This is a genomic window from Streptomyces sp. Ru71 (assembly GCF_002920535.1).
Classification (GTDB): Bacteria; Actinomycetota; Actinomycetes; order Streptomycetales; family Streptomycetaceae; genus Streptomyces.
This window is the reverse complement of the sequence record NZ_PQSS01000030.1, coordinates 57918-83645: the sequence shown is the minus strand read 5'-3', so window position 1 is coordinate 83645 and position 25728 is coordinate 57918. Positions and strand designations below refer to the sequence as shown.

At 72.3% G+C, this 25728-nt stretch carries 23 protein-coding genes and 1 pseudogene; 18 read left to right on the top strand and 6 right to left on the bottom strand.

Features of this window, described 5'->3' with window-relative positions; translation table 11 throughout:
- The first annotated feature begins 364 nt into the window (after positions 1-364).
- A complete protein-coding gene (locus C3489_RS19405) occupies positions 365-1429 on the top strand; it encodes a LacI family DNA-binding transcriptional regulator (RefSeq protein ID WP_103783138.1) in 1065 nt (354 codons plus the stop codon).
- Positions 1430-1497: 68 nt separating this feature from the next.
- Here the strand turns inward: C3489_RS19405 and C3489_RS19400 are convergent, their stop codons facing one another.
- Positions 1498-1746, bottom strand: coding sequence for a hypothetical protein (locus C3489_RS19400; protein ID WP_258054856.1), 249 nt, complete (start codon positions 1744-1746; stop codon positions 1498-1500).
- Positions 1743-2648 carry an oxaloacetate decarboxylase gene (locus C3489_RS19395; RefSeq protein WP_103783137.1) on the bottom strand — a complete coding sequence of 302 codons (906 nt, stop codon included), beginning with the start codon at positions 2646-2648 and terminating at the stop codon, positions 1743-1745. Before C3489_RS19395 ends, C3489_RS19400 begins: the two co-directional genes overlap by 4 nt.
- A 245-nt stretch (positions 2649-2893) precedes the next feature.
- Between C3489_RS19395 and C3489_RS19390 the strand changes: the two genes are divergently transcribed.
- Complete coding sequence (locus C3489_RS19390; RefSeq protein WP_103783136.1) at positions 2894-3883, top strand: teichoic acid biosynthesis protein C; 990 nt, start codon at positions 2894-2896, stop codon at positions 3881-3883.
- A 28-nt stretch (positions 3884-3911) separates the two neighbouring features.
- Here C3489_RS19390 and C3489_RS19385 read toward each other — a convergent pair whose 3' ends face one another.
- Positions 3912-6431, bottom strand: coding sequence for an ATP-dependent Clp protease ATP-binding subunit (locus tag C3489_RS19385; protein ID WP_103783135.1), 2520 nt, complete (start codon positions 6429-6431; stop codon positions 3912-3914).
- Between the two features lie 278 nt (positions 6432-6709).
- On the opposite strand from C3489_RS19385, the gene C3489_RS19380 reads away from it, so the two are divergent.
- Entirely contained in the window at positions 6710-7108 is a 399-nt protein-coding gene (locus tag C3489_RS19380) for a VOC family protein (RefSeq protein WP_103783134.1), read from the top strand.
- Here C3489_RS19380 and C3489_RS19375 read toward each other — a convergent pair.
- Positions 7094-7789, bottom strand: a complete 696-nt coding sequence (locus tag C3489_RS19375; protein WP_103783133.1) for a helix-turn-helix transcriptional regulator — start codon at positions 7787-7789, stop codon at positions 7094-7096. The genes C3489_RS19380 and C3489_RS19375 overlap by 15 nt on opposite strands.
- Before the next feature lie 89 nt (positions 7790-7878).
- Positions 7879-9036 carry a YihY/virulence factor BrkB family protein gene (locus tag C3489_RS19370; RefSeq protein ID WP_103783132.1) on the bottom strand — a complete coding sequence of 386 codons (1158 nt, stop codon included), beginning with the start codon at positions 9034-9036 and terminating at the stop codon, positions 7879-7881.
- A 124-nt stretch (positions 9037-9160) separates the two neighbouring features.
- Here C3489_RS19370 and C3489_RS19365 point away from each other — a divergent pair, with 124 nt between their 5' ends.
- From C3489_RS19365 to C3489_RS19295, 15 genes and pseudogenes are all read left to right on the top strand, one after another.
- Positions 9161-10795: an acyl-CoA dehydrogenase family protein gene (locus C3489_RS19365; protein WP_103783131.1), complete on the top strand. Its 1635-nt coding sequence runs from the start codon at positions 9161-9163 to the stop codon at positions 10793-10795.
- 299 nt (positions 10796-11094) lie between these two features.
- On the top strand, positions 11095-12384 hold the full coding sequence (locus tag C3489_RS19360) for a GAF domain-containing protein (protein WP_103783130.1): 1290 nt from the start codon (positions 11095-11097) through the stop codon (positions 12382-12384).
- Between the two features lie 153 nt (positions 12385-12537).
- A pseudogene (locus C3489_RS19355) lies at positions 12538-13825 on the top strand (hypothetical protein).
- Positions 13826-13901: 76 nt separating this feature from the next.
- Positions 13902-14474, top strand: coding sequence for a GNAT family N-acetyltransferase (locus tag C3489_RS19350; RefSeq protein ID WP_103783129.1), 573 nt, complete (start codon positions 13902-13904; stop codon positions 14472-14474).
- 127 nt (positions 14475-14601) lie between these two features.
- Positions 14602-14685 carry a putative leader peptide gene (locus C3489_RS40045; protein ID WP_374936756.1) on the top strand — a complete coding sequence of 28 codons (84 nt, stop codon included), beginning with the start codon at positions 14602-14604 and terminating at the stop codon, positions 14683-14685.
- 128 nt (positions 14686-14813) lie between these two features.
- Entirely contained in the window at positions 14814-16514 is a 1701-nt protein-coding gene (locus C3489_RS19345; RefSeq protein WP_103783128.1) for a nitrite/sulfite reductase, read from the top strand.
- Complete coding sequence (locus tag C3489_RS19340; RefSeq protein ID WP_103783127.1) at positions 16511-16693, top strand: hypothetical protein; 183 nt, start codon at positions 16511-16513, stop codon at positions 16691-16693. Before C3489_RS19345 ends, C3489_RS19340 begins: the two co-directional genes overlap by 4 nt.
- Positions 16690-17400: a phosphoadenylyl-sulfate reductase gene (locus C3489_RS19335; RefSeq protein WP_103783126.1), complete on the top strand. Its 711-nt coding sequence runs from the start codon at positions 16690-16692 to the stop codon at positions 17398-17400. Before C3489_RS19340 ends, C3489_RS19335 begins: the two co-directional genes overlap by 4 nt.
- Positions 17397-17957, top strand: a complete 561-nt coding sequence (gene cysC / locus C3489_RS19330; RefSeq protein ID WP_103783125.1) for an adenylyl-sulfate kinase — start codon at positions 17397-17399, stop codon at positions 17955-17957. Before C3489_RS19335 ends, cysC begins: the two co-directional genes overlap by 4 nt.
- Entirely contained in the window at positions 17954-18892 is a 939-nt protein-coding gene (gene cysD / locus C3489_RS19325; protein WP_103783124.1) for a sulfate adenylyltransferase subunit CysD, read from the top strand. Before cysC ends, cysD begins: the two co-directional genes overlap by 4 nt.
- A gap of 2 nt (positions 18893-18894) precedes the next feature.
- A complete protein-coding gene (locus tag C3489_RS19320) occupies positions 18895-20229 on the top strand; it encodes a sulfate adenylyltransferase subunit 1 (RefSeq protein ID WP_103783123.1) in 1335 nt (444 codons plus the stop codon).
- Between the two features lie 270 nt (positions 20230-20499).
- Positions 20500-21609 carry an aliphatic sulfonate ABC transporter substrate-binding protein gene (locus C3489_RS19310; protein WP_103783121.1) on the top strand — a complete coding sequence of 370 codons (1110 nt, stop codon included), beginning with the start codon at positions 20500-20502 and terminating at the stop codon, positions 21607-21609.
- Between the two features lie 34 nt (positions 21610-21643).
- On the top strand, positions 21644-22429 hold the full coding sequence (locus C3489_RS19305; protein ID WP_103783120.1) for an ABC transporter ATP-binding protein: 786 nt from the start codon (positions 21644-21646) through the stop codon (positions 22427-22429).
- The gene (locus C3489_RS19300) at positions 22416-23342 is read left to right on the top strand and encodes an ABC transporter permease (protein WP_103783119.1); all 927 of its coding nucleotides are present in this window, start codon (positions 22416-22418) and stop codon (positions 23340-23342) included. Before C3489_RS19305 ends, C3489_RS19300 begins: the two co-directional genes overlap by 14 nt.
- Before the next feature lie 5 nt (positions 23343-23347).
- Complete coding sequence (locus tag C3489_RS19295) at positions 23348-24100, top strand: sirohydrochlorin chelatase (protein WP_103783118.1); 753 nt, start codon at positions 23348-23350, stop codon at positions 24098-24100.
- 89 nt (positions 24101-24189) lie between these two features.
- Here the strand turns inward: C3489_RS19295 and C3489_RS40040 are convergent, their stop codons facing one another.
- The gene (locus C3489_RS40040) at positions 24190-25701 is read right to left on the bottom strand and encodes an EamA family transporter (protein ID WP_374936754.1); all 1512 of its coding nucleotides are present in this window, start codon (positions 25699-25701) and stop codon (positions 24190-24192) included.
- Positions 25702-25728: the final 27 nt, after the last annotated feature.

Here is a 25728-nt window from a genome sequence, read left to right as displayed (position 1 = left end):
ACTCAACACGACGCGCCACCAGACCCACGACGCCACCCGACGCAACGCGCCACCGGGCACAACACGCCACTCAACACGACGCGCCACCAGACCCACGACGCCACCCGACGCAACGCGCCACCGGGCACAACACGCCACTCAACACGACGCGCCACCAGACCCACGACGCCACCCGGCACAACACGCCATCGGGCACAACACGCCACCCGGCACAACGCGCCATCCGGCACAACGCGCCACCCGACGCAACGCGCCACCGGGCACGACACGCCACTCAGCACAACGCGCCACCCGCTCTCTTCACCTCCCCCCACCCCTCACCTACGATAGCAAGCGCTTTCTGCATGTGAGAGGCGGTTCCCCGATGGTCCGTACGGGACGTGCGAGCGTGGCGGGACGTGCGAGCGTGGCGGCCGGGCCCACCCTGGCCGTGGTCGCGCGGGAGGCAGGCGTGTCCGTGCCCACCGCGTCCAAGGTGGTCAACGGCCGGCAGGACGTCGCGCCGGAGACCCGCCGCCGGGTCACGGAGGCACTGGACCGGCTCGGCTACGTCCGCCGGCCCCGCTTCGACGCCGTACGGCCGCCACGGATGGTCGATCTGGTGGTGCACGCGCTGGACAGCTCCCGGTCGGGCGCCGTCCTGCACGGCGTGGAGCAGGCGGCGCACGACGCCGGTCTGGACGTCGTGGTCTCGGCGGACCTGTCCCGCGGCCACGCCGACCGCCCGCAGCGCGGCTGGCTGGACAAGCTCACCGCGCGCGGTTCGGCCGGCGTCCTGTTCAACCTGGCGGAGCTGACGGAGCCGCAGTACGCCTGGCTGGAGCAGCGCCGCATCCCGTACGTGATGCTCGACCCGGTGGTGGAACCGCCGCCGGGCGTGGTGTCGGTGGGCGCGGCGAACTGGCAGGGCGGGGTGACGGCGACCGAGCACCTGCTGGCCCTCGGCCACGAGCGGATCGCCGTGATCGGCGGGCACCGGCGCGCGCTGTGCAGCGGCGCCCGGGTGGCCGGCTACCGCTCGGCGCTGTCGGCGGCGGGGCTGCGGCACCGCCCGGAGTACGTGCGCCACGCCGGTTTCGACGAAGCGGTGGCCGCCCGCCGGATGCGTGAGCTGCTGGCGCTGCCCGAGCCGCCCACGGCCGTCTTCGTGTGTTCCGACCGGATGGCGCTCGGGGTGTACGAGGCACTGGCCGAGCGGGGGTTGCGGGTGCCGGACGACGTCAGCGTCGTCGGCTTCGACGATCTGCCCGAGTCCCGCTGGAGCACCCCCGCGCTGACGACGGTGCGTCAGCCGCTGGCGGAGATGGCGGCGACGGCGCTGCGGCTGCTGGTGCGCATGATGGACGGCGAGCGCCCGGAGAGCACGCGCACGGAGCTGTCGACCCGCCTGGTGGAGCGGGCGAGCACGGCACGGCCGAAGGGGGCGTGAGCGTCGGGCACGTGAACGGCCGGACACCACGCGGGTGTCCGGCCGTCTCTGCCGGGTCGGTAACCCCGTCAGCGCGCGCCGACCAGGGCCTGCATCAGGTCCACGGCGCTGCCGTCGTGGTCACTGCCGGCGGTGCCGCTGCCGGTCTGCAGGTTGGCGGTGCGGTCCACCTCCAGGACGGAGTCCGACCGGGAGTTGTCGATCACGGTGATGAGGCTGCCGTCCGCCGCGGCGGGGGCCGTGGAGGCGGCCAGCAGCGCCGCCGTCAGGGCGGCCGCCGTGCGCAGCCGCGCCCCGGCGGGGCGGGCGTCCGTCACGCCGGAACCCCTTCGGTCTCGGGGGCCTCCGCTTCGCCGGCCGCCCGCTCGGCCGCCGGCGTGGTCCGCAGGCGGGCGATGTTGCGTTCCAGCAGCCGGGTGGCCGCCTTGACGCCGACTCCGTTCGCGGCGTCGACATCGGGCAGCCGGCCGTCGGCCTGCCTGAGTTCGGCGAGCGCGGAGTCCATCGCCTCGTGCGCGGCGAACAGGCACGGCGTGCTGTAGATGGCGACGTCGACGCCGAGGCCGGACAGCTCGCTCAGGGACAGCCGGGGCGACTTGCCGCCGGCGATCTGGTTGAACAGCAGCGGCTTGCCGCCGACCACCTCGCGGATGCGGCGGATCCACTCCACGCTGCGCACCCCGTCGACGAGGACCACGTCGGCGTCGGTGGCGGCGAGCCGTTCGGCGCGGTGCAGGATGTCGTCCTCGTCGGTGGCGTCGGTGCGGGCCACCACGACGAGGTCCCGGCGCGTCTTGAGCACCTGGTCGAGCTTGTCGAGGTACTCCTCCAGCGGCAGCACCTGCTTGCCATCGGCGTGCCCGCAGCGGCGGGGCCGCTTCTGGTCCTCCAGGATGACCCCGGAGGCGCCGATCCGCTCCAGCCCCTCGACGACGTGACAGGCCACCTCGGGGTCGACGTAGCCGTCGTCGATGTCGACGAGCAGGTGGTGGTGCGGGAAGGCGCCGCGCAGCCGCTGCACGAACGCCACCATGTCGGGCCAGGCGATGAAACCGATGTCGGGCAGTCCGTAGTAGGACGCGGCGAAGCCGAACCCGGAGACGAACATTCCGTCGTAGTGCCGGGCGGCGATCGAGGCGGAGTACATGTCGTACACACCGATCAGCGGGGTCGTCCCGGGTGCGGCGATCTGCTCGCGCAGCTTGTTCCCGTAAGTCAACGTTCAGCTCCTCGGATGGGGTTGAACACAGGGGCCCGAAGGGCGACCGCGTGGGACCACGGAAGCCCTTTGCCAAGTCAAAAGGATCTCTATACCGATAGCCGACCGTCTCGTTGGGAGCGCTTTGCTCACTCCGATGGCGTAAGCGGTTCACCGGAGAAACGTCACTGGGGGGCCAGGTGCATCACTGCCCCGACGTGCCCTAGGGTTCACCGCCTTGACCTGCACTCGACAGAAGGAGACTCATGTCCCACACCGCCGGCTTCAGCCGCCGCTCCCTGCTGCGCGCGGGCTCCGGCCTGGGTCTCGCCGCGCTCGGCCTGGGCGCCGCCGCCTCCCCCGCGTCCGCGTCCGTGCCCGCCTCGCAGCGCTTCGACCTGACCCAGCCGTCGTACGACCTGTACCGCGGCAAGTCGCTGCACGACGTGACGGTCCAGCAGGGCTTTGCCTTCGACAACGTCAACCGGCGCCTGTTCGTGGCGCAGCGGCGCGACGGGTCGGCGGACACGGCCGGCGACCTGTGCATCACGCAGCTCGACTTCGCGGGCAACTACGTCGGTTACATGCACCTGACCGGCTTCGGGCACGGTGTGGCCTTCGGCGCGCAGGGCGTGGGCAGCTCCACCTACCTGTGGACGGAGGTGGACTCCGTCAACGGCTACGGCCAGCGCCTCGCCCGGTTCAAGTTCACCAGCGGCACCACGCTGTCGAACACGTCCTCCGCGCTGACCAAGTTCACGCCCGTCGCCGCGGCCACGCAGCACACCTGCTCCATCGACCCGGTGAACAACCGCCTGATCGTCCGTCACCAGCTCAGCGACGGCAAGCACATAGCCGTCTACGACCTCGACGCCGCCACGAACGGCGACTTCTCCAGCCCGCTCGCCAACTTCAAGCAGCCCGCGCTGCCCACGCTGTCGCCCACGTTCCAGGGCTACACCGCCTACGGCCAGTACCTGTACGTGCTGACCGGCGACAGCTACGACGTCACCGGCAAGGACGCCAACGGCGACTGGATCGTCAACTCCGAGGTCACCAGCATCGACATGAACACCGGCGCGATCGCGCAGGGCCCGGTGCTGACGAAGGCCGGCTCCACCCTGGACTTCCGCGAGCCGGAGGGGCTGGCGATCTACCAGACGGCCGCCGGCGAGGTCCGCCTCTTCCTGGGCTTCGCCTCGGGCGTCGCGGGTGATCGCCGTTCCAACCTCTTCTACAAGAACGTCCTGGTCTGACGGCGCCGCCGCCGCGGCGGCCGGTCCCTCACGGGGCGGCCGCCGCGGCGCCCTCCGCCGTCCTCGCCGGACGCTCCACCCGGCACACCAGCGCGTCGTTGACGACGTCGGCGACGATCGTGTCGCCGGGGTCGGCCTGGTCGGCCAGCAGCAGGGAGGCGATGCGGTTGTCGAGCTCGGCCTGGATGGTGCGGCGCAGCGGACGGGCGCCGAACTCCGGCTGGTGGCCGTGCGCGACGAGCAGCCGCTTCGCCGCGTCGGTGACCCGCAGCTCCAGCCCCTGGGCGCGCACCCGGCGGCGGCTGGCGTCGAGCAGCAGCTCCACGATCCGGTCGAGGTCGGCCTGGGTGAGGGCGTGGAAGACGACGATGTCGTCGATGCGGTTGAGGAACTCCGGCAGGAACCGCCCGCGCAGGTCCTCCATCAGCTCGTCCTTGATGGCGCCGACGTCGCCGTGGTGGGCGAGGATGCGCTGGGCGCCGATGTTGGAGGTCATCACGACGACGGTGTTGCGGAAGTCGACGGTGCGGCCCTGGGCGTCGGTGAGCCGGCCGTCGTCGAGGACCTGCAGCAGCGTGTTGAAGACGTCCGGGTGGGCCTTCTCGACCTCGTCGAACAGCAGCACGCTGTACGGCTGGCGGCGGACCTTCTCGGTGAGCTGGCCGGCCTCCTCGTGGCCGACGTATCCGGGCGGGGCGCCGACGAGCCGGGAGACGGTGTGCTTCTCCTGGAACTCGCTCATGTCGAACCGCACCAGCCTGTTCTCGTCGCCGAAGAGCAACTCGGCGAGCGCCTTGGCCAGTTCGGTCTTGCCGACGCCGGTCGGACCGAGGAAGAGGAAGGAGCCGACGGGCCGGTTCGGGTCGCCCATGCCGGCCCGGTTGCGGCGGACCGCCTGGGCGATGGCGGTGACCGCCTCGTCCTGGCCGACGACCCGGTCGTGCAGGGCGTCCTCCAGTTTCAGCAGCCGCTCCTTCTCGGTCTCCGTCAGCTGGGCCACCGGGATGCCGGTGCGCCGGGAGAGGACCTCGGCGACGTCGGCGGCGGTGACCTCCATGACGCCCTCGCGGCGTTCGACGACCCCGGCGATCTCCGCCTCCACCTCGGCGATGGCGTCCTTGATCTCGGCGGCCTTCTCGAAGTCCTCGGCGGCGACGGCCTGGTCCTTCTCCCGGTTCAGCTTGGCCAGCCGGTCCTCGCGCTCGGTGACCTCGGTGGACTTGCCGAGCGAGCGCAGCCGCACCCGTGCCCCGGCCTGGTCGAGCAGGTCGATCGCCTTGTCGGGCAGGAACCGGTCGGTGACGTACCGGTCGGACAGCTCGGCGGCGGCGGCGAGCGCGTCGTCGGTGTAGCGGACCTGGTGGTGGGCCTCGTAGGAGTCGCGCAGACCCTCCAGGATCAGCACGGTCTCCTCGACGCTGGGCTCGGGCACCATCACCGGCTGGAAGCGGCGCTCCAGCGCGGCGTCCTTCTCCACGTAACGCCGGTACTCGTCGAGGGTGGTGGCGCCGACGACGTGCAGTTCGCCGCGGGCCAGGGCGGGCTTGAGGATGTTGCCCGCGTCCATCGAGCCCTCGCCGGTGGCGCCGGCGCCGACGACGGTGTGCATCTCGTCGATGAACAGGATCGTCGACTCGGAGGCGGCCTTGACCTCGTCGATGACGTTCTTCAGCCGCTCCTCGAACTGGCCCCGGTACTGGGCGCCGGCGACCAGCCCGGTCAGGTCGAGCCCGACGACCCGCTTGTCCTTCAGCGTCTGCGGCACGTCCCCGGCGACGATCCGCTGGGCGAGCCCCTCCACGATCGCCGTCTTGCCGACGCCCGGCTCGCCGATGAGCACGGGGTTGTTCTTGGAGCGGCGGGAGAGGATCTCCACCGTCTGCTCGATCTCCTCGGCCCGCCCCACCACCGGGTCGAGCTTGCCGGTCTTGGCCTCCTCGGTGAGGTCGCGGCCGTACTCGTCGAGCGTGGGCGTCGAGCTGGGCGCGCGGCCCTCGTCCCGTTCGGGGCGTGCGGCGGTCTCGGCGGCCCGGCGCAGCCCGTCGAGTTCCGCGCCGGTCCCGGTGAGCACCTTGGCGGCCGCCGAGTCGGGCGAGTCCAGCAGCGCCCCGAGGATGTGCTCCGGGCCGATGTACGACACCCCGGTGGCCTGGGAACGGGCGTGGGCGCGCAGCAGCACCCGCTTGGCGGCCGGGGTCAGGCCGGGCTGCGCCGAGGGGGTGCCGCTCTCGCCGGGCAGCGCGGCGGCGATCGCCTTGGCCAGGTCGTCCGGGTCGATGCCGGCCTGGGCGAGCAGCCCGCGGGCCGGCTCCACCTGGGTGCAGGCCCACAGCAGGTGCTCGGTGTCCAGGTCGGCGCTGCCGCCCTCGGCGGCCCGGCGGGTGGCGCGGTTGATCAGGTCCTGCGCGGACTCGGTGAGCAGCCGCCCGATCGGCACCCGCTGCACCTGCGGCGGGGAGGCGCCCGGGGACATGCCGAAGAACCGGTTGAGGATCTCGGAGAAGGGGTCCTGGCCGCCGTAGGAGGCACCGAAGGGGGACATCGTCATGATCGCCGTCCGGGACGCGAAGGAACAGGGCAAGGGCGCACGGAAGCCCGCCGGCGCGGTCGCACACAGGGTCGGCCGGACCGCCGTACTTCAGTGGAACAACACCGCCGGGGCCGCGCAACGCGAGCGGCCCGGAGCCGCAACGCCGGTGGGGGCCGTTTCCCGGGACGCGCGTCCGGCTCCCAGGAGCGCATCCGGTTCCAGGGGCGCGTCCGGCTCCCCGGGGCACGTCCGATTCCTTCAAGACCGCCGAGCCGGACGGTCCCTACGGTGGCCGTATGACTCCACGATTCGACGCCATCGGGCTGGTCGTCTCCGACATGGCCGCCTCCGTCGCCTTCTACCGGCGCCTCGGGTTCGCGTTCCCGCAGGGGGCCGAGCACGAGCCGCACACCGAGGCCGGGCTGCCCGGCGGGCTGCGGCTGCTGCTGGACACCGAGGAGACCGTGCGCTCCTTCCACCCCGAGTGGCGGCCGCCGACCGGCGGCGCCCGGGCCGGGCTGGCCCTGCGCTGCGCCGATCCGGCGGAGGTCGACTCGGTGTACGCCGAGATGGTGGGCGCCGGCCACCACGGCGAGCTCAAGCCCTGGGACGCCTTCTGGGGGCAGCGGTACGCCGTGCTGCACGACCCCGACGGCAACGGCGTCGACCTGTTCGCGCCGCTAGGTCAGGACTGAGCCGCGCAGCAGCGCGCCCAGCGGCATGCCCGCGAGGTCCCGCACGTCACGGGCGAGATGGGCCTGGTCGGCGTATCCGGCGCGGGCCGCGGTCTCGGCGTACGGGACGCCGGAGCGGACCAGGGCGAGGGCGCGCTGCAGCCGCAGGACCCGGGCGAGGGTCTTGGGTCCGTAGCCGAACGCGGCCAGGGAACGGCGGTGCAACTGGCGGGCGCTGAATCCGAGTTCGTCGGCCGTGGCGCCGACCGGGCGGCCCGCCTCCAGCGCGTCGACCAGGCGCCGTAGCAGCGGGTCGGGCGGCTCGGCGTCGGCCGCGCACCGCAGCGCCGTCTCCTCCAGGGCGCCGGCGGGGTCGCCCGCGGCGGCGATCCGGGCGCGCAGCCGCCGTACCCGGTCGGCGGGCCACAGATCGGCCAGGTCCACCCGCCGGTCGCGCAGCTCGTGCGCGGGCACGCCGAGCAGGGCGGGGGCCGTGCCGGGGAAGAACCGCACGCCGACGTACGGGGCGGGCGGCCCGGCGGGGACGTACGCGCGTGTGTCGGGACCGGCGACGATCAGCCGTCCCTCGCTCCACATCAGGTCCATGCAGCCGTCGGGCAGCACCGGCGGCGCACCGCCGGCCGGTGGACGGTTCGTCCACACGACGGCCCCCGGCAGCCGGGACGCCCACTGCGCATACACAGCGCCAGGCTACGCCGCGGCCGTCCGGCGGAGCGGAGATCGCGGGCAGTGGCACGCGAGAGCGCGCGCACGTATCCCGGATCCGGCGGCTACTTCTCCGGCTGGCCGCCGTTGTCCCCGTGGGGCTTGTGCGGGGTCCTGGCGTGGGTGCGCAGGCGGCCCGTGACGTCCTCCGGGGGCAGGAAGCGGGACCAGCGCTCGGGGAACTCCGACGGCATGTCGGGGTCGTCCGGGTCGGACTCGCGGGCGGCGGTGGCCCGGGCCACGTACTCGGCGACCTGGGCCTCGCGCACCCGCTCCTGCGCGGCGCGCGCCGCCGCCGTGGCGGCGGCCGGCCACACCCGGTCGATGGCGGCGTTGACGGCGGCCCCGACGAGCACGGCGAACGCGGACACACCGATCCACAGCAGCACCGCGACGGCGGCGGCCAGCGAGCCGTAGATCGTCGCGCCCTCGATCGTGTTCTGCAGGTAGATACGCAGCAGGAAGCTGCCGAGCACCCACATGCCGAGGGCGACCAGCGCGCCGGGGACGTCCTCGATCCACGGGGAGCGCACCGGCACGGAGACGTGGTACAGCGTGGTCAGGAAGGCGATCGACAGGACGATCACCACCGGCCAGTACAGGACTTGGACCAGCGTCGTCGACCACGGCAGGATGCCCACCACCGCGTCCGGGCCCGCGACCATCAGCGGCAGCGCCACCGAGCCGATCAGCAGGGCCACGATGAACAGCAGGAACGACATCAGGCGGGTCTTGACGATGCCGCGCACGCCGTCGAGGCCGTACATCACGGTGATGGTGTCGATGAAGACGTTCACCGCCCGCGAGCCCGACCACAGCGCGAACAGGAAGCCGATGGAGATGACGTCGGGCCGGCCGCCCTTGAGGACGTCGTCCAGGATCGGCTGGGCGATGTCGCGCACCCCCCGGTCGGACAGGACGGTGCGGGAGGCCTCCAGCAGGTTGTTCTTGAGGCTGGTGATGGTGTCGGTGCCGGTCCAGGCGTCGACGTAGCCGAGCAGGCCGATCAGGCTGAGCAGCAGCGGCGGCACCGAGAGCAGGGAGAAGAAGGCCGCCTCGGCGGCCAGGCCCAGGATCCGGTACTCGATGCAGGAGTTGACGGTGTCCTTCAGCAGCAGCCAGGCCGTGCGCCGCTTGGAGACGTTCCGGTAGAGGGCACGCGCCCGGTGGAGACGACCGGAGGGGCTCGGCGGGGGCTCGGGGGGCTGACTTGCTGACTGCACGACCTAAAGGTATCCGCCACCCGAGGCTGCGCTCACATCGCAGGTCACCTCGCCCGTCCCGGCCTGTCCTCACAGCCCGTGTCCGGCGGGTCATGCCGGGACGACCGGCGGGTAGGTTGCGTACATGGCAGCCAGCACGCACACCGTCACCAACCAGCCACCCGCGCTGGCCGGCTACGACGTCTTCTCGGCCGACCGCGCGCTGGTGGCCGCCGTGGAACGGCACCTGGCCCCCGGTCCGCTCGGCGAGGCGCTGGGCGAGCTGTCCGGGCTGGGCCGCTCCGCGGGTTCGGCGCAGGTGCAGGAGTGGGGCGCGCAGGCCAACGACAACCCGCCCCGGCTGCGCACCCACGACCGCTACGGCAACCGGATCGACGAGGTCGACTTCCACCCCGCCTGGCACCGGCTGCTCGGCAAGGGCGTCGCGGCGGGCCTGACCTCGGCCTGGAACCGGCCGGGCGGGCATGTGCGGCGGGCGGCGGCCTTCGTGGTGTGGACGCAGGTCGAGGCGGGCAACCTGTGCCCGCTGTCGATGACGCACGCCGCCGTGCCCGCGCTGCGCACCGACCCGGAGCTGGCCGCCGAGTGGGAGCCGCGGCTGACGTCCGGCATCTACGACCGGGGCCTGCGCCCGGCGCACCAGAAGGCGGGTGCGCTGTTCGGGATGGGCATGACCGAGAAGCAGGGCGGCAGCGACGTACGGGCGAACACCACGCTCGCGCGGCCGCTCGCGCAGGACGGGACGTACGAGCTGACCGGGCACAAGTGGTTCTGCTCGGCGCCCATGTCGGACGGTTTCCTGGTGCTGGCCCAGGCCCCGGGAGGTCTGACCTGTTTTCTCGTGCCGCGGGTCCTCGCGGACGGCTCGCGCAACGTCTTCCTGATCCAGCGGCTGAAGGACAAGCTCGGCAACCGTTCCAACGCCTCCGCCGAGGTGGAGTTCGCCGGCACCTGGGCCCGCCGGGTGGGTGAGGAGGGGCGCGGGGTGCGGACCATCATCGGCATGGTCGCGGCGACCCGGCTGGACTGCGTGCTCGGCTCGGCCGGTCTGATGCGGCAGGCCGTCGCCCAGGCGGTCCACCACTGCACCCACCGCGAGGCGTTCGGCGGGAAGCTGGTCGACAAGCCGCTGATGCGCAATGTTCTGGCCGATCTCGCGCTGGAGTCGGAGGCGGCGACCACGCTCGCGCTGCGGCTCGCGGCGGCCTGCGACGACGACTCCGAACAGGCCCGGGCGCTGCTGCGGATCGCGGTGCCGGCGGCGAAGTACTGGGTGACCAAGCGGTGCGCTCCGGTGGTGGTGGAGGCGGCCGAGTGCCTGGGCGGCAACGGGTACGTGGAGGAGTCGGGGCTGCCCCGGCTGGTGCGCGAGTCGCCGCTGAACTCGATCTGGGAGGGCGCGGGCAATGTGCAGGCCCTGGACGTGCTGCGGGCGCTGCAGCGCGAACCGGCCGCGCTGGACGCGTATCTGCGGGAGGTCGGGCAGGCGCGCGGCGCGGACCACCGGCTGGACGCGGCGATCAAGGACCTGCTGACCGAACTGGCCGACCTGGCGGGCGTCGAGGCACGGGCCCGGCGGCTCACCGAGCGGCTGGCGCTGGTGCTGCAGGGGTCGCTGCTGGTGCGGTTCGCGCCGACCGAGGTGGCGGACGCGTTCTGCGGGGCGCGGCTGGGCGGCGACGGAGGCGCGGCCTTCGGGACGCTGCCGCACACCCTGGATCTGGCGTCGGTCGTGGAGCGGGCACGCCCGGTGTCCTGAAGGGCCCCGGACACGGGGGAAGAGGGTGCGGGGGTGGTGCTGCGCCGACACGGCACCACCCCCGCGATGGCCCGTGCGAGGCCAGGTACGCCGCTCGGGGACGGCGTAGCTCAAGTTTCAACCACTCGTGCGGCAGTCCGCCAGGGTTGCAGGGGGTTGCAACTTGTCCGGAGTGCGTCCCTCCGTCACGGGCGATCGGCAGTATGGGACTTACTCAGCGCAACCATCGAACAAGGACCGGAAAACGTCGCCCAGGAGGGTTGACATCCGGTGTGCACGGCCCATTCCGGGAGGACCCAGTGGCGAACTCGCCGATCAACGTCACGCGTCTGGCCGCCGTCGACGCGGCGCGCGCGGCGCGGGTGCTCAGCGAGGTGCGGGAGGCCGCGCTCGCCGGGCAGCGGGCCCGGGTCGCCCCCCGCCCGGTGATCGAGCAGTCGTGGGGGCGGATGCTGCGCAGCGGGGTGGACCCCGAGCACGACTTCCGCTCCGACCTGCTGAGCGACGAGGAGGTGCGCCGGCGGCGCGAGGAGTCCCCGCTGCGTCCGGTGCTGCCGGTGCTGCGGCAGGGTCTGCTGTCGGTGGCGGACGTCGCCCGGCACATCATGGTGGTCGCCGACGCCGAGGGCCGGGTGCTGTGGCGGGAGGGCTGCGCGCCGGTGCTGCGCAAGGCCGACGGGCTGGGCTTCCAGATCGGCGCGGACTGGCGCGAGGACGTCGTCGGCACCAACGGGGTCGGCACCCCGGCCGTGGTGCGGCGCCCGGTGCAGGTCTTCGCGGGCGAGCACTTCGTGCGCAGCCAGACCTCCTGGACGTGCACGGGGGCGCCGATCACCGACCCGCGCGACGGCAGGCTGCTCGGCGTGGTCGATGTCAGCGGGCCGCTGGAGACGATGCATCCGGCCACGCTGGCCTGGGTGGACTCGGTGGCCAAACTGGCCGAGGCGCGGCTGCGCGAGCTGCACCTGGAGGGGCTGGAGCGGCTGCGCGCGGTGGCGGCGCCGGTGCTGGCGCGGGTCGGCGGCCGGGCGCTGGTGGTGGACCGCGACGGCTGGACGGCCGCCGTGACCGGGATGCCGTACGCCGCCCGGGTGCCCCTGCCCCGCGAGGCGCGGGCGGGGCGGCGGTGGCTGCCCTCGCTGGGGGCGTGCACGCTGGAGCCGCTGGCGGACGGCTGGCTGGTGCGGCCGGCCGACGAGCCGCTGCCGCGGGGTGCGACCCGTATCCGGCTGGATCTGACGCAGCCGCGCCGCTGGTCGGTGACCGCCTCGTCGGCGGCCGGCAGCTGGAGCCACGAGCTGAGTCCCCGGCACGCGGAGTTGCTGTATCTGCTGGCGGTGCAGCGGTCCGGCCGCAGCGCGGCGCAGCTGGCGCGGGACATGTTCGGCGATCCGGCCCGCACAGTGACGGTCCGGGCGGAGATGTCCCGGGTACGGCGGTATCTCGGGGGTTTCCTGACCCACCGGCCCTATCGCTTCTGTGAGGACGTGGAGGTCGACCTCCTGCTCCCCGAGGACCCGCGTGACCTGCTGCCCCACTCGACGGCACCGGGCGTGGTGCGCGGAAGGGGCTCGTCCGCCGTACCGTAGCGGGGCTTTTCGGGCCATGGGTGCGGGCAACTGGGCGGTCCGCGCCCTCGGGCGGCCCCCGCTGCCGTAGCATCCCCCCTACGGGTCACCCCACCTGCTTCTTGCGTCAACGTGAGGATCACAAGGCGCAGTTGGCCCGCTCGGGAGGACGGTATGAAGCATCGCGGACGGCACCGCCGGCGCAGGCGGGGTGCGGCGCTGCGCGCGTTCCTGGCCGGCACCGCCCTCGCGCTGACCGCCGCGGCCACGATGATCAGCGCCTCGCAGGCCACGGTCACCGAGGACCCGGGCGCGCTGCGGCAGCTGACCTCCCCGGCCGGCGCCGACGCGCCGCGGCTGGCCGCCGACCCGGTGCCGCGCGCCGCGCTGGACCGGCTCAGCGCCGCCGATGGGAGGGCCGGTGGGTGTGGATCGGGTGCTGCGCGGCGCCGACCACACGCTGGCCTCCGCCGACGACTGCACGGGCGCGCAGCGGCACGCGCTGCCGGTCGCGCCCGCCGCCACGCGCGCGTACTGCTTCACCGGCTTCCCGGGCGCCCCCGGCTCCCCGGACTCCCCTGGCTCCCCTGGCGACGACACCGCGGCCTGGCGGCCCGGCGCGGTGAGCGTGTCGGGCGACGGCACGGCCCGGGTGCTGGCCTCCGCGTGGTCCCGGGGCGACGCCGCCGGGGTGGCGTTCGTCGACGCGAGCGACCCCGACCACCTCGCCTACGGCTGGGCGCTGCTGGCCGTGGCCGTGGACGGCGGCCGGGACTACCGCGCGCTGGCCTCGCCGGTGACCGGCATGGTCTGGGACCGCGACACGCTGCTGGTCACCGCCGGCGAGCGGGACCGGGCGGCGCTGTACGCCTTCGACGTGCGGCGCGTGCTGCGGGCGAGCGTCGACAGCGCGGCCGTGGGACGGGTGCCCGGCGGCTGGTCGGCGGCCGGTGCCCCCTTCGTGCTGCCGGCCGTCGCCTCCTACCGGCCGGCCGGCGACGCGCACCTCCCGGGCCCGGCCGGGCTGGGCCTGGACCGGAGCTCGACCCCGGCCTCGCTGGCGGTCAGCGAGCGGGTGCCGGCCGGCGACGAGCGCCCGACGCGGCTGTGGCGCTACCGGCTCGGCGTCGACGGGCTGCCGCTCACCGACCCGGTCTCGCACCTGACGGCGCCCGACGCGGCGTACACGACGAAGGCGACCGAGGTGCGGGGCGTGCTGCCGTACGGCTCCCGCTGGTACGTGGCCCGGGCCACCGGCGCCTCGGACGGGCGGGGCATGCTGTGGCGCCAGGACCCGGACGGCTCGCAGGTGGCCCGATGCGGCGCCGACGACACCCGGCTGTGCTGGAGCGAGGCACCGCAGTCCCTCTCGTACGCGCCCGGCACCGGTGAGCTGTGGTCCCAGTCCGGCGGCACGCTCTTCGCCGTACCGCTGGCCGCGGTGGACTCCGCCCTGCGCTGAGCCGCGCTCCTCGACGGCCGTGCCGTCCCCCCTCCGGCGTCGACACGACGGCGGAGGGGATGGTTCCCTGTCCACCATGGCCAACATCCCCGTGACCACCTGGTCCCTCGAACAGACGTCCCCGTCCGACCTCCTTCCGGCCGCCGCGCCGGAAGGGGACGTGCGGATCGTGCGCGCCGAGGTGCCCTCACCCGAGTTCAGCCGTTTCCTGTACGCCTCCGTCGGCGGGGACATCCGCTGGACGGACCGGCTCGGCTGGGACTACGCGCGGTGGCGGGAGCACCTGGAGCGCCCGGGTGTCGAGACCTGGGTGGCCTACGACCGGGGCACCCCGGCCGGGTACGTGGAGCTGGAGCCGCAGGACGACGGGGTGGTGGAGATCGTCTACTTCGGGCTGGTCCCGGCCTTCCGCGGGCGGCGGATCGGCGGCCATCTGCTGTCCTGCGGCGCCGCGCGCGCCTGGGACCTGGCCGACCGGTGGCCGGGGCTCGCGCAGACCAAGCGGGTGTGGCTGCACACGTGCAGCAAGGACGGCGAGTTCGCGATGGACAACTATCAGCGCCGCGGCTTCAAGCTGTTCGACACCAAGGTCGAGGAAGAACCGGACGTGCCGACTCCGGGCCCCTGGCCGGGCGCCTACCCTGCCTGACCTGCACAGACAAGCCCCCGCGCGCATCTTGTGACCGACGACACCCTTGTCTCGAACTTCGGGACAAGGGTGTCCGCATAGTGGACGAAGCTGGACTGTGTCCAGATCGCCGTGACACGCTTCCGTCATGTCCGGAACTGGAATTGCCTTGGTGAGTCGGCGGCACGTCGACCTCGGCCGCATGTCCAGCGCCATCTGTCAGACGCGCTGAGACCTCACAGCACCCCCGGTTCCCCGTATCCCCGTAGCCTGCCGCGCAACGATGCGCACCCATGCCCCCATGCGCTCATCCGCGCAGGTCACAGTCGCTTTTCGCCTGTCCCGAAGGACGTATCAACCATGGCCGCCACCCCGCAGAACCCTGCCGCCTCCGCGCCCCGCCGCAAGGTGAGCCGTCACCGCGGCGAGGGTCAGTGGGCCGTAGGCCACCTCACGCCGCTCAACGGCAATGAGCAGTTCAAGAAGGACGACGACGGTCTCAATGTGCGGACACGCATTGAGACGATCTACTCCAAGGCGGGCTTCGACTCGATCGACCCCAACGACCTGCGCGGCCGTATGCGCTGGTGGGGGCTGTACACCCAGCGCAAGCCCGGCATCGACGGCGGCAAGACCGCCGTGCTGGAGCCGGAGGAGCTGGACGACAAGTACTTCATGCTGCGCGTGCGCATCGACGGCGGTGCGCTGACCACGCAGCAGCTGCGGGTGATCGGCGAGGTCTCCCAGGAGTTCGCGCGCGGCACGGCCGACATCACCGACCGGCAGAACGTGCAGTACCACTGGATCCGGATCGAGGACGTGCCCGAGATCTGGAACCGGCTGGAGGCCGTGGGCCTGTCCACGGTGACCGCCTGCGGTGACACCCCGCGTGTGATGATCGGCTCCCCCGTCGCGGGCATCGCCGAGGACGAGATCATCGACGGCACGCCGGCGCTGGAGGAGATGAAGCGCCGCGTCCTGAACAACCCGGCGTACTCGAACCTGCCGCGCAAGTTCAAGACCGCGATCTCCGGCTCGCCGGTGCTGGACGTGGTGCACGAGATCAACGACGTCGCGTTCGTCGGCGTCCGCCACCCCGAGCACGGCCCCGGCTTCGACGTGTGGGTCGGCGGCGGCCTGTCCACCAACCCCAAGCTGGGCGTGCGGCTCGGCGCCTGGGTGCCGATCGACGAGGTGCCGGACGTCTACGAGGGCGTCATCTCCATCTTCCGCGACTACGGCTACCGCCGGCTGCGCAACCGCGCCCGCCTGAAGTTCCTCGTCGCCGACTGGGGCGCGGAGAAGTTCCGCCAGGTCCTGGAGGACGAGTACCTGGGCGGCCGCAAGCTGATCGACGGCCCCGCTCCCGAGCAGCCGCTGCAGCAGTGGCGCGACCACATCGGCGTGCACCGCCAGAAGGACGGCCGTTTCTACGTCGGGTTCGCCCCGCGCGTCGGCCGCGTCGACGGCGCCACCCTGACCAAGGTGGCCGACCTCGCCGAGGCGCACGGCTCGGGCCGGGTGCGCACCACCGTCGAGCAGAAGATGATCATCCTCGACGTCGAGCAGGACCAGGTCGACTCGCTGGTCGACGAGCTGGAGGCGCTGGACCTCACCGCCCGGCCGTCCACCTTCCGGCGCGGCACCATGGCCTGCACCGGCATCGAGTTCTGCAAGCTCGCCATCGTCGAGACCAAGCAGCGCGGCGCCACGCTGATCGACGAGCTGGAGCGCCGCCTGCCGGACTTCGACGAGCCGCTGACCATCAACCTCAACGGCTGCCCGAACGCCTGCGCCCGTATCCAGGTCGCGGACATCGGTCTCAAGGGCCAGCTGGTCCTCGACGACGACGGCAACCAGGTCGAGGGCTACCAGGTGCACCTCGGCGGCGCGCTCGGCCTGGAGGCCGGGTTCGGCCGCAAGGTGCGTGGCCTGAAGGTGACGGCGGACGAGCTGCCCGACTACATCGAGCGCGTGCTGAAGCGCTTCCAGGCCGAGCGCCAGGACGGCGAGCGGTTCGCGACCTGGGCGGCCCGCGCCTCCGAGGAGGCCCTGTCGTGAGCGAGCGAGCGGTGCCCTTCCACTGCCCCTACTGCGGCGAGGAGGACCTGCGTCCGTCCGAGCAGGGCCACGGTGCCTGGGAATGCGCGGCCTGCAACCGCGCATTCCAGCTGAAGTTCCTCGGGCTGCTGGCCCGGGGGCTTCAGGAGCGAGCCGACAACGGAGGGGACTCGATATGACGACGGCTCAGCACGAGCGCACGGCCGACGAGTTGAAGGCGCTCGCCGAGCAGGCGGGCCGCGACCTGGAGGACGCCTCCGCGCTCCAGATCCTGCAGTGGGCGGCCGACACCTTCGGCAAGGGCTTCTGCGTGACCTCCTCCATGGAGGACGCGGTCGTCGCCCACCTGGCGTCCCGGGTGATGAAGGGCGTGGACGTGGTGTTCCTGGACACCGGCTACCACTTCCCGGAGACCATCGGCACCCGCGACGCGGTCGAGGCCGTGATGGACGTCAACGTCATCACGCTCACCCCGCGCCAGACGGTCGCCGAGCAGGACGCCGAGTACGGTCCCAGGCTGCACGACCGCGACCCCGACCTGTGCTGCAAGCTGCGCAAGGTGCAGCCGCTCGAAGAGGGCCTGCAGGGTTATCAGGCCTGGGCGACGGGCCTGCGCCGCGACGAGTCCCCGACCCGGGCGAACACCCCGGTGGTCGGCTGGGACGACAAGCGGCAGAAGGTCAAGATCTCCCCCATCGCGCGCTGGACCCAGGACGACGTGGACGCCTACGTCACCGAGCACGGCGTGCTGACCAACCCGCTGCTGATGGACGGCTACGCCTCCGTCGGCTGCGCCCCCTGCACCCGGCGGGTGCTGGAGGGTGAGGACGCGCGCGCCGGCCGCTGGGCGGGCCGCGCCAAGACCGAGTGCGGGCTGCACGGATGACGACGATTCAGGAGAATGACGTGACGAGCGGAGCCACCGTCTGGCTCACGGGTCTGCCGAGCGCCGGCAAGACCACCATCGCGTACGAGCTGGCCGGCCGCCTGCGGGCCGAGGGCCACCGTGTCGAGGTGCTCGACGGCGACGAGATCCGCGAGTTCATCTCGGCGGGCCTCGGCTTCTCCCGCGAGGACCGGCACACCAACGTGCAGCGCATCGGCTTCGTCGCCGAACTCCTCGCGCGCAACGGCGTGAAGGTGCTCGTCCCGGTCATCGCGCCGTACACGGACAGCCGCGACGCGGTGCGCAAGCGGCACGAGACGAACGGCACGCCGTACCTGGAGGTGCACGTCGCCACCCCGGTCGAGGTGTGCTCCGTACGCGATGTGAAGGGCCTGTACGCCAAGCAGGCCGCGGGTGAGCTGACCGGCCTGACCGGGGTCGACGACCCGTACGAGGAGCCCGAGACGCCCGATCTGCGGATCGAGTCGCAGAACCAGACCGTGCAGGAGTCCGCGGCGTCGGTGCACGCCCTGCTCAGCGAAAGGGGACTGGCGTGACGACCGTCGCCACCACCGCCCAGGAGGGTACGGACACCCCGTACGCCCTCTCGCACCTGGACGCCCTCGAATCCGAGGCCGTGCACATCTTCCGCGAGGTCGCGGGCGAGTTCGAGAACCCGGTGATCCTCTTCTCCGGCGGCAAGGACTCGATCGTCATGCTGCACCTGGCGCTGAAGGCGTTCACGCCCGCGCCGGTGCCGTTCTCGCTGCTGCACGTGGACACCGGGCACAACTTCCCCGAGGTCATCGACTACCGCGACCGCACGGTGGCCAAGCACGGGCTGCGGCTGCACGTCGCGTCCGTGCAGGACTACATCGACCGCGGGGTGCTCAAGGAGCGCCCGGACGGCACCCGCAACCCGCTGCAGACGCTGCCGCTGACGGAGAAGATCCGGGCGGAGAAGTTCGACGCCGTCTTCGGCGGCGGCCGCCGCGACGAGGAGAAGGCCCGCGCCAAGGAGCGGGTGTTCAGCCTGCGCGACGAGTTCTCCCAGTGGGACCCGCGCCGTCAGCGCCCCGAGCTGTGGAACCTGTACAACGGCCGGCACGCGCCCGGCGAGCACGTCCGGGTCTTCCCGCTGTCCAACTGGACCGAGCTGGACGTGTGGCAGTACATCGCCCGCGAGGGCATCGAGCTGCCCGAGATCTACTACGCGCACGAGCGCGAGGTGTTCCAGCGGGACGGCATGTGGCTGACCGCCGGCGAGTGGGGCGGCCCCAAGGACGGCGAGACCGTTCAGAAGCGCCTGGTGCGCTACCGCACGGTCGGTGACATGTCCTGCACGGGCGCCGTCGACTCCGACGCCGACACGATCGAGAAGGTGATCACCGAGATCGCCGCGTCCCGGCTCACCGAGCGGGGCGCCACCCGGGCCGACGACAAGATGTCCGAGGCGGCGATGGAAGACCGCAAGCGCGAGGGGTACTTCTAGAGATGAGCACGACCACGACCGAGGAACTCTCGGCCACCACCCTGCTGCGGTTCGCCACCGCCGGTTCCGTCGACGACGGCAAGTCCACGCTCGTCGGGCGCCTGCTGCACGACTCCAAGTCGGTCCTCACCGACCAGCTGGAGGCCGTGGAGCGCGCCTCCGCCAGCCGCGGCCAGGAGGGCCCCGACCTCGCGCTGCTCACCGACGGCCTGCGCGCCGAGCGCGAGCAGGGCATCACCATCGACGTCGCCTACCGCTACTTCGCCACGCCCCGGCGCCGGTTCATCCTCGCCGACACCCCGGGCCATGTGCAGTACACGCGGAACATGGTCACCGGCGCCTCCACCGCCGAGCTGACGGTGATCCTCGTCGACGCCCGCAACGGCGTCGTCGAGCAGACCCGCCGGCACGCGGCCATCGCGGCGCTGCTGCGGGTCCCGCACGTCGTGCTCGCCGTGAACAAGATGGACCTCGTCGGCTACGACGAGAAGGTCTTCGCGGCCATCGCCGAGGAGTTCACCGCCTACGCCACCGAGCTGGGCGTGCCCGAGGTGACCGCGATCCCGATCTCGGCGCTCGAAGGCGACAACGTCGTGGAGCCGTCGGCGAACATGGACTGGTACGGCGGCCCGACCGTGCTGGAGCACCTGGAGACCGTCCCGGTCAGCCACGACCTGAGCCACTGCCACGCGCGGCTGCCCGTGCAGTACGTGATCCGGCCGCAGACCGCCGAGCACCCGGACTACCGGGGCTACGCCGGCCAGATCGCCGCCGGATCCTTCCGGGTCGGCGAGGCGGTCACCGTGCTGCCGTCGGGCCGTACCTCGACGATCTCCGGCATCGACCTGCTGGGCAAGCCGGTCGACGTGGCCTGGACCACGCAGTCGGTGACGGTCCTGCTGGCCGACGACATCGACATCTCGCGCGGCGACCTGATCGTGCCGAGCAAGGACGCGCCGGCCACCACGCAGGACGTGGAGGCGACCGTCTGCCATGTCGCCGACCAGCCGCTGACCGTCGGTCACCGGGTGCTGCTCAAGCACGGCACGCGCACGGTCAAGGCGATCGTGAAGGACATCCCGTCCCGGCTCACCCTGGACGACCTGTCCCTGCACCCGCACCCCGGCCGGCTCGTCGCCAACGACATCGGCCGGGTGAAGATCCGCACCGCCGAGCCGCTGCCGGTCGACTCCTACGCCGACTCGCGCCGCACGGGCTCCTTCATCCTGATCGACCCCAACGACGGCACCACGCTCACCGCGGGCATGGTCGGCGAGTCGTTCGCCGCGCCCGAGCCGGTCAAGGACGAGACCGACGACGACGGCTGGGACTTCTGACCCATGAACTCCTACGACTACTACGGGACGTTCGCGAAGGAGGGCGGCCGCATCGGCAGCGGCGTCCTCGGCAGCGGACAGGGCGGAGTGACGCGATGTGTGCGCTGACGTACGCGCACTGCCTGCGCGCCCCGTCCCCCCACCCTGGGGATCCCCCCTGCTCGAAGAGCTCGGGGGAGTCCCGGAAGCGACGAAAACCTTCTGCCGACTTCCCGGCCACGCCCTGACGACAAGGGCGTGACCGCCGGGCCTCCGAGAGGACACCCTCCCGTGCCTACCCGCTCGACGCTCCTTCGCCGCGGCGTGACCGCCGTGACCGCCCTGCCCCTGCTCGCCCTGGCCGCCTGCGGCTACGGTTCTCAGGCCGACGAGAAGCCTTCCGCCCAGAAGGTCGCCGCCGGCGCCCAGAAGATCGACGGCCTGGACAAGGTCAAGATCGGCTACTTCGGAAACCTGACCCATGCGACGGCACTGGTGGGGGTCCAGAAGGGCTTCTTCCAGAAGGAGCTGGGCGCCACCGAGGCCAAGTACCAGATCTTCAACGCCGGCCCGTCCGAGATCGAGGCGCTCAACTCGGGCTCGATCGACATCGGCTGGATCGGCCCCTCCCCGGCGATCAACGGCTACACCAAGTCGAAGGGCAAGAGCCTGCGCATCGTCGCCGGTTCGGCGTCCGGCGGTGTGAAGCTCGTCGTGAACCCGAAGAAGATCACGTCCGTGAAGGACGTCAAGGGCAAGAAGATCGCCACCCCGCAGCTCGGCAACACCCAGGACGTCGCGTTCCTGAACTGGATCGCCGAGCAGGGCTGGAAGGTCGACGCGCAGAGCGGCAAGGGCGACGTGTCGGTGGTCCGCACCGACAACAAGGTCACCCCGGACGCCTACAAGTCGGGCTCCATCGACGGCGCGTGGGTGCCGGAGCCGACCGCTTCCAAGCTGGTCGCCCAGGGCGCCAAGGTGCTGCTGGACGAGGCCGACCTGTGGCCGGACAAGAAGTTCGTGATCACGAACGTCATCGTGTCGCAGAAGTTCCTCAAGGAGCACCCGAACGCCGTCGAGGCGGTGCTGAAGGCCTCCCTTGAGGCCAACAAGTGGATCAACGCCAACCCCGACGAGGCGAAGGCCGCGGCCAACAAGCAGCTGGAGGCCGACTCCGGCAAGGCGCTGCCGGCCAAGGTCCTCGACCCGGCGTGGAAGTCCATCCAGTTCACCAACGACCCGCTGGCCTCCACCCTCAACACCGAGGCGGAGCACGCGGTCAAGGCCGGTCTGCTCAAGCAGCCGAAGCTGGACGGCATCTACGACCTCACCGTCCTGAACAAGGTTCTGAAGGCCGAGGGGCAGCCCGCAGTCGACGACGCCGGACTCGGCGTCAAGTAAGCCCGGATCCGAGAGTTCCCAGGAGGTGACGACCATGGCCACCGCGATCATGAAGGCCGAAGGCGTCGAGGCAGTCGAGCACGCCGCGCGTATCGAGCATGTCTCGAAGTCCTTCGCCGGGCCCGCCGGGCAGCAGCTCGTGCTGGACGACATCAGCCTCGATGTCGCTCCGGGCGAGTTCGTCACCCTCCTGGGGGCCTCGGGCTGCGGCAAGTCGACGCTGCTGAACCTGGTGGCGGGCCTGGAGCGGCCCACCGCCGGCGCGATCACGACCGACGGGCGTCCGGCCCTGATGTTCCAGGAGCACGCCCTGTTCCCGTGGCTGACCGCGGGCAAGAACATCGAACTCGCCCTGAAACTGCGGGGCGTACCCAAGAACGAGCGGCGCGAGCGCGCCGAGCAGCTGCTCGAACTGGTCCGGCTGAAGGGCTCGCACGGCAAGCGGGTGCACGAGCTGTCCGGCGGTATGCGCCAGCGCGTGGCGATGGCCCGCGCGCTCGCGCAGGACAGCCGGCTGCTGCTGATGGACGAGCCGTTCGCGGCGCTGGACGCCATCACCCGCGACGTGCTGCACGACGAGCTGACCCGGATCTGGCAGGAGACGGGGGTGTCGGTGCTGTTCGTCACGCACAACGTGCGGGAGGCGGTCCGGCTCGCCGAGCGCGTGGTGCTGCTGTCCTCCCGGCCCGGCCGCATCGCCCGCGAGTGGCGGGTGGACATCCCGCAGCCGCGGCGCATCGAGGACGCGCCCGTGGCCGAACTGTCCCTGGAGATCACCGAAGTACTGCGTGGGGAGATCCGCCGCCATGGCCAGCACTGACACGACCGACACCACGGCGGACAGCCCCGTCCGGGACGCCTCCGCCGACCGGGCCGGCGGTCTCGGCGGCCTGGAGGCGGGCCTGGACGCCCTGGAGTCCTCGGCGACCGGCCGCACGCCCTTCCGCCAGACCTTCGTGAAGAAGATCCTGCCGCCGATCGTCGCGGTCGCGGTGGTCCTGGTGGTCTGGCAGGCGCTGGTCTCCCTGAAGATCGTGGACGACCCGACCAAGCTGCCCACGCCCTCCGACGTCGGCACCGAGTTCAAGGACGCCTGGCTCAAGGGCGAGCTGCTCGGCTACATCTGGACGTCCATCTCGCGCGGACTGCTCGGCTTCCTCTTCGCGCTCGCCATCGGCACCCCGCTGGGGCTGATCGTGGCCCGGGTGAAGTTCGTGCGCGCCGCGATCGGGCCGATCCTGTCCGGACTGCAGTCCCTGCCCAGCGTGGCCTGGGTGCCGCCGGCGGTGATCTGGCTGGGCCTGAACAACTCGATGATGTACGCGGTGATCCTGCTCGGCGCGGTCCCGTCCATCGCCAACGGCCTGGTGTCCGGCATCGACCAGGTGCCGCCGCTGTTCCTGCGCGCCGGCCGCACGATGGGCGCGACGGGCCTCAAGGGCGCCCGGCACATCGTGATGCCGGCCGCGCTGCCCGGCTATCTGGCCGGTCTGAAGCAGGGCTGGGCGTTCTCCTGGCGGTCGCTGATGGCCGCGGAGATCATCGCCTCCTCCCCCGACCTCGGCGTCGGCCTGGGCGCGCTGCTGGAGAACGGCCGCAACGCCAGCTCCATGTCCATGGTGTTCGAGTCCATCATCCTGATCCTGTTCGTCGGCATCGCGATCGACCTGCTGATCTTCAGCCCGCTGGAGCGGTGGGTGCTCCGCAGCCGCGGACTGCTGGTGAAGAGCTGAGTCCCATGTCCCACGCCCCCGTTCTCCTCGTCATCGCCCACGGCAGCCGTGACCCGCGGCACGCCGCGACCGTGCACGCCCTGGTGGAGCGCGTACGGTCGCTGCGGCCGGGGCTGCGCGTGGAGACCGGGTTCCTGGACTTCAACATCCCCTCCGTGCAGGGGGTGCTGGAGTCCCTGGCCGCGGAGGGGGTGCGGGACGTCGTGGCCCTTCCGCTGCTGCTGACCCGCGCCTTCCACGCCAAGGCGGACATCCCGGCGGTATTGCGGGGCGCTCCGCGGGGCCTGCGCATCCGCCAGGCGGACGTGCTCGGCCCGTCCCCGCTGCTCCTGGCCGCACTGGAGCGGCGGCTGTACGAGGCGGGGCTGAGCCCCGCCGACAAGTCCTCGACCGGGGTCGTCCTGGCCTCGGCGGGGTCCACCGACCCGGAGGCGATCGCAGTGATCGCAGCAATCGCGCGGGAGTGGCGGCACACCGGTTGGTGCGCCGTGCGACCTGCGTTCGCCTCCGGCGGTTCCTCCCCGGGGTTTCCCCGGACCGAGGACGCGGTGCGCTCGCTGCGGGCCTTGGGGTGCGAGAAGGTGGCCGTTGCGCCGTACGTGCTGGCTCCCGGGTTTCTGCCGGACCGGATCGCTCGCGGTGCGGCCGAGGCGGATCTCCTGGCCGATGTGCTGGGGCCGGCGCCGGAGGTTGCCCGGGTTCTCGTCGAGCGTTACGAGGGTGCTCTGGTGCCCTTGCCTGCGGCGCTGGGGGCCTGACGCTGCGTCTGCCGGGTTCTGGCGTCGTTCGTCTGCGGGCTCGTTGTGGTTACTCGCGCAGTTCCCCGCGCCTCTTTCAGGGGCGCGTTTCAGTGGGCCTGGACCGTTATGTGGCGGTCTGTTCCCGGGTTTTCCAGTTCGTCGAGTATGGCTACGGCCATGTCCTCCGCGCTGATCCATGAGGTGCCGTCCACTCCTGTGAGCAGGGTGTCCGTGCCTCGGCGGTAGCGGCCGGTGCGGGTGCCCGGTTCGAGGAGGGCGGGCGGGCTCAGGTAGACCCAGTCGGCGGTGTGGGAGCGGCAGGTCTCCAGTTGGGCGACTCCTGCGGCGGCCACGGCCCGGTACTCGGCGGGGACGTAGGCGGGGTTGTCGGCCACGAGCAGCTCCTCGTTCCCGGGGCTGCGCAGGGCGCCCGCGCCGCCGACCACCAGGACGCGTGTCCCCTGCTCCGCGGCGGCGTCCAGTACCGTGCGGGTCGTCGCGGTGAGGAAGTCGGCGTCGGCCGGGAAGGTCCGTACGGTCAGGACGACCGCGTCGGAGCCGGTCAGGGCCTCGCGCAGGGCGGACGGGTCGTTCGCGTCGACCGGGACGGGTACGACGTCCGGGTCCTCGCTCGCGGGCTTGCGGGACAGGGCGAGCACCCGGTGGCCGCGTGCGCGGGCCTCGTCGATCACGCGGCTGCCGACCATTCCGGTGGCGCCGAGCACGGCGATCGTCATGGGTGTGGTCATCGAAGGTCTCCTGACGTCTAGTTGGGCCGCGAGCATGGCGGCCAGGGCGAGGACGAAGCCGCCGGTCTGCGGCCAGGTGAGCGACTCGCCGAGCGTGATGCCGACGACGGCCGCGACCAGCGGGGACAGCAGCACCAGCGGGGCGGACGCGCCGACCGGGAGCCGGCCGATCCCGCGGAACCACAGCGTGTAGGCGATGAGTCCGCCCATGCTGCCGAGCCACAGGTAACCGGCGGCCGCGTCGGCGTCGATGCGCGGTGGCATGCCCTCGACGGCGAAGGTGAGCGGGAGCAGCACCAGTCCGCCGGCGGTGAGCTGCCAGCCGGCCAGGGTGAGCGGGCTGACGCCCTCGGGGCGGCCCCAGCGCTTGGTGAGCACGACGCCGCCGGCCATGCCGGCCGTGCCGCCGAGGCCGGCCAGCACCCCGACGGCGTCCAGCCTGGCCTGCGGGCCGAGGACGACGAGGGCGACGCCCACGACGCCGAGCACGCCCCAGGTCCAGCGCCAGGCCGTCGGCCGGTCGTGCAGCACGGCGATGGCCAGCGCGGCGACCAGCAGCGGCTGGGTGGCGCTGAGGGTCGCGGCGACACCGCCGGGGAGCCGCTCGGCCGCGACGAACAGCAGCGGGAACAGCGCGCCGATGTTGAGCACGCCGAGGACGGCGGTCTTCCACCACCAGGCGCCGTGCGGCACCTTCCGGGTGAGCGCGAGACCGATCAGACCGGCGGGCAGGGCCCGCATCAGCCCGGCGAACAACGGATGCCCCGGCGGCAGGAGTTGCGTGGTGACGGCGTACGTCGTGCCCCACGCGGCGGGAGCGAGCGCGGTCAGGGCGACGGTGGCCGCCCGGGGAGCGGACGAGGAAGGCATGGGGAAAGTCTCGGCAGCGGCCGGCCA